Below are 3,290 nucleotides of genomic sequence, written 5' to 3' on the forward strand. Positions count from 1 at the left end.
GCGCCAGCCCGCGGTGCGCGGCGAACCAGCCGAACACCGCCGCGACCAGCGCGGCGAGCGCCACGCCCGCCCAGGTCGCGCGCTGCGCCGAGGCGAGGAAGTGGGTGTGATGGGAGAGGTCGAGCGCGATGAGGACTTCGAGCGGGGGCTGGGCTGCGCCGGCCGCCCCGGCTTCGACCGCCGGTAGCGCGATCGACCCCCGCAGCCCGCGGTAGGGATGGCCATCGACCTCCCAGCCCGGCTCCGCTGCCTCCACCGCCCGTCCTGCGCGCTGCGCCGCGGTGAAGTGCGCCGGATGGATCAGCCGCAGCACGCGCCCGTCGGCGTCGCGCACGCGCACGCCCACGTTGTCGTGGCCGACGAGCGCGGCCTCCACCGCATCCAGGCGCGCCTGCAGCGACGTGGCGCGGTCGGCCTGCTGCAGCGTGTTGCGGATCAGCACGAGCTTGCCGTGCAGCTCGTGCAGGTCGAGCTCGTGGAAGTGCGCGTCGAGCATGCGCCCGTGCAGCAGCGCGGCCAGCACCAGCAGGGTCGCGGTGAGCGCGGCGAAGAGCGCCGCCAGGCGCGCGGTGAGCGAGAGGCCGCGGCTCATCGCGGCGCGGGCTCGGCGGCCTCGAGCACATAGCCCATGCCGCGCACGGTGCGGATCAGCTTGGGCTCGAAGGCGTCGTCGACCTTGGCGCGCAGCCGGCGCACGGCGACCTCGATCACGTTGGTGTCGCTGTCGAAGTTCATGTCCCACACCTGCGCGGCGATCAGCGAGCGCGGCAGCACCTCGCCCTGGCGGCGCAGCAGCAGCTCGAGCAGGGCGAACTCCTTGGCGGTGAGGTCGATGCGCTGCCCGCCGCGCGTCACCCGGCGGCGCAGCAGGTCGAGCTCGAGGTCGGCCGCGCGCAGCACCTCGGCCTCGGGGCTGCGCCCGCGCCGCAGCAGGGTGCGCACGCGCGCGAGCAGCTCGGCGAAGGCGAAGGGCTTGACGAGGTAGTCGTCGGCGCCGAGTTCCAGCCCGCGCACGCGGTCCTCGACCTGGTCGCGCGCGGTGAGGAAGAGCACCGGCATCGTGCGCCCGCTGCGCCGCAGCGTCTGCAGGATGCCCCAGCCGTCTAGCGAGGGCAGCATCACGTCGAGCACCACCAGGTCGTGCCCGCCCTCGAGCGCCAGGTGCAGACCGTCGAGCCCGTCGCGCGCGAGGTCGACGACGAAGCCGGCCTCGCTCAGGCCCTGGCGCAGGTAGTCGCCGGTCTTGGCCTCGTCCTCGACGATCAGGATCTTCATGCGGGTGTTTCCGTGGATTGGGTGGATTGCGTGGATTGCGTGGAGGCAGTTAAGGCAGTTGAGGCAGTTGAGGTTGTTGAGGCCGTTGAGGTTGTTGAGGCCGTTGAGGTTGTTGAGGCCGTTGAGGTTGTCGAGGTTGTCGAGGCCGTCGAGGTTGTCGAGGTCGTCGAGGCCGGTGCCGAGCGCCGGCGCGGAATGATTGCGCGGGTTTTGTCTGCGCGATCACGTGCGTTCTGCCTGCGCGGATTTTGCCCGAGGGCGGTGGGGAGGGTGGTGGATTACGGAAATGTAATCGGCGCGTCAGGCTGGTGTCGGGGAGCGGCTTCGATACTGGTGGTGAGTTCCCGGGCAGCCCGCCCGACCCGACATCGAGAGGCTCGCGACATGAAGAAAGCGCTCCGTTCCGCAGTCTGTTCCGCGCTCGCCGCGCTGTCCGCCTTTGCCGCGCCGGCGAGCGCGCTCGCGCAGGGCGGCCATTCCGCCCACCTCGGCGCGGCCGTCGCCACGCCGGCCGCGGCCGAGCTTGCCGAGGGCACGGTCCGGAAGATCGACCGCGCGGCCGGCCGGATCACCATCGCCCACGGACCCATCGCCGCGCTGGAGATGCCGCCGATGACCATGATGTTCCGCGCCACCGACCCGGCGATGCTCGACCAGGTCAAGGTCGGCGACCGCATCCGCTTCGCCGCCGCGGAGCAGGACGGCGCGCTGGTGGTGACCAAGCTGGAAGCGGCGCGCTGATGTGGCGGAGCCCGAGCGTCACGGGCATCGCAGCGGCAATGCCCATTCGCGGCTGCCGCCGCTACAGGGGCGTGTCGGTTCGTGTCGGGCGTCGCGGGGCGTGTGGGTTCGTGTCGGGCGTCGCGGGGCGTGTCGGTTCGTGTCGCAGGCGTGGAGGGGCGGGAAACGCGTCGGGTGCGCGCCGGTTCATGTAGGAGCGCCGGCAGGCGCGAAGACGGCCGCTCCGTAACCGATAACGGGCGTCGCAGCGGCCATGCCCATTCGCGGCTGCCGCCGCTCCTACAGGGGCCGTCGGTCCTCGTCGCGTAGGGGGCGTGCAGAAGCGCCGGCAGGCGCGGTTGTCTTCGCCCCCTGTCGCGCCGAGGGTTTATGTAGGAGCGCCGGCAGGCGCGAATTGCCGCCTTGGGTGACTGGATGACCTCTATCTCATCATGAAAACCGATCTTTCCTCCCGTGCGCGGAGGTCTCTGCTGCACGGGGCTTGCATGTTCGCGCTCGCAACGGGCCCCGGCCTCACGACCGCGCTCGCGCTCCCTCCCGGCGCCATGGGCGAACTCCCACCCGGCGCCATGGGCGAACTCCCACCCGGCGTCACGGGCGCGCTCCCTCCCCGCACCACGGACGAGATCACTCCCCGCGCCACCGACGAGCCCCCCCCCGGCGCCACCGCGCGCAGCCTCATCGACCACGCCCGCCTGGCCAACCCCGGCTTCGCCGCGGCGCGGGCGGAGGCGGACGCGGCACGCGAACGCGTGACGCCCGCCGGGGCGCTGCCCGATCCGCGCTTCGAGCTCGAGCTGATGGACGCCACCAACACCATGAGCGGGCGCTCGGCCGCGCTGCTGCCCGGGCAGGTGGGCGAGACGCGCTACCGCATCGTCCAGCCGCTGCCGGGCTGGGGCAAGCGCGAGCTGGCGGTGCAGGCGGCGCAGGCGCAGGTGGGGCAGGCCGAGGCGATGCGCGACGCCGCCTGGGTGGAGCTGGCCGCGCGGATCGAGGCGCTGTGGCTGCGCTACCACGCCGCCGACCGCGAACGTGGCCTCGCGCGCGATGCGCTCGCCCTGCTGCAGGGCCTGGAGGCGCTCGGCCTCGCCCGCTACGAGCTCGGCCTGCTGCCGCAGCAGGCGGTGCTGCGCATGCAGCGCGAGATCACCGCGCAGCGCCTCGCGCTGGTCGACATCGAGCAGCGCCGCCAGGGCCTGGCGGCGGGCCTCAACGGCCTGCTCGGGCGCGCGCACGACGCGCCGCTGGCGCCCCCGGCCGACCCCGATCCG

The 3,290-nt window shown here is 73.1% G+C and carries 3 protein-coding genes and 1 pseudogene; 2 read left to right on the forward strand and 2 right to left on the reverse strand.

The genetic code is table 11. The annotated features are described in order from the left end of the window. A pseudogene (locus C667_RS21430) lies at positions 1 to 592 on the reverse strand (heavy metal sensor histidine kinase); the annotation flags it as partial. Further along, on the reverse strand, positions 589 to 1,275 hold the full coding sequence (locus tag C667_RS21435; RefSeq protein ID WP_004383684.1) for a heavy metal response regulator transcription factor: 687 nt from the start codon (positions 1,273 to 1,275) through the stop codon (positions 589 to 591). The pseudogene C667_RS21430 and the gene C667_RS21435, both read right to left, overlap by 4 nt. 39 nt (positions 1,276 to 1,314) lie before the next feature. Here C667_RS21435 and C667_RS26760 point away from each other — a divergent pair, with 39 nt between their 5' ends. After that, positions 1,315 to 2,016, forward strand: coding sequence for a copper-binding protein (locus C667_RS26760; RefSeq protein ID WP_306415797.1), 702 nt, complete (start codon positions 1,315 to 1,317; stop codon positions 2,014 to 2,016). A gap of 485 nt (positions 2,017 to 2,501) precedes the next feature. After that, the coding region (locus C667_RS21450) for a TolC family protein (RefSeq protein WP_004383687.1) at positions 2,502 to 3,290 on the forward strand (789 nt) is incomplete at its 3' end.

It is taken from the genome of Thauera phenylacetica B4P (genome assembly GCF_000310225.1).
GTDB lineage: Bacteria > Pseudomonadota > Gammaproteobacteria > Burkholderiales > Rhodocyclaceae > Thauera > Thauera phenylacetica.

Bases quoted from the DNA above. Each gene is read 5' to 3' on its own strand.
- C667_RS21435 (WP_004383684.1), bottom strand. From the start codon at position 1,275: ATGAAGATCCTGATCGTCGAGGACGAGGCCAAGACCGGCGACTACCTG.